The following is a 566-nucleotide window of genomic DNA, read 5'->3' on the forward strand; positions in this document are numbered from 1 at the left end:
ACGGGGATCACGGGGCAGGACGGGGCGTATCTGGCGCAGTTGCTGCTGTCGAAGGGCTACGCGGTCCACGGGGTGGTGCGGCGCTCGAGCCATGCCGGGGTGTTCGACCACCGGCTAAAGTGGCTCGGGATCGAGAACGACGTCGCGCTGCACGACGGCAACCTGCTCGACCTGTCGAGCCTGGCGCGGATCGTCCAGGCCGTGCAGCCGGACGAGGTCTACAACCTGGCCGCGCAGTCGTTCGTCACCGCCTCGTGGCAGCAGCCGCTGCTCACCGGGCAGATCACCGGGCTCGGCGCGGTCAACCTGCTCGAATGCGTCCGCACGCTGAAGCCGGACGCGCGCTACTACCAGGCGTCGTCGTCGGAGATGTTCGGCCTGATCCAGGAGCAGGTGCAGAGCGAGGCGACGCCGTTCTACCCGCGCTCGCCCTACGGCGTGGCCAAGCTCTACGCGCACTGGATGACGATCAACTACCGCGAGAGCTTCGCCCTGCACGCCTCGAACGGGATCCTGTTCAACCACGAGAGCCCGCTGCGCGGGGTCGAGTTCGTCACCCGCAAGGT

General features: G+C 68.0%; 1 protein-coding gene. It reads left to right on the forward strand.

The window, feature by feature from the left end; all coding sequences use genetic code 11:
- Nucleotides 1-566, forward strand: a 566-nt coding sequence (locus FV230_RS29125) for a GDP-mannose 4,6-dehydratase (protein WP_147844817.1), incomplete at both ends; no start/stop codon positions are given.

Source organism: Methylobacterium sp. WL6, assembly GCF_008040095.1.
GTDB lineage: Bacteria > Pseudomonadota > Alphaproteobacteria > Rhizobiales > Beijerinckiaceae > Methylobacterium.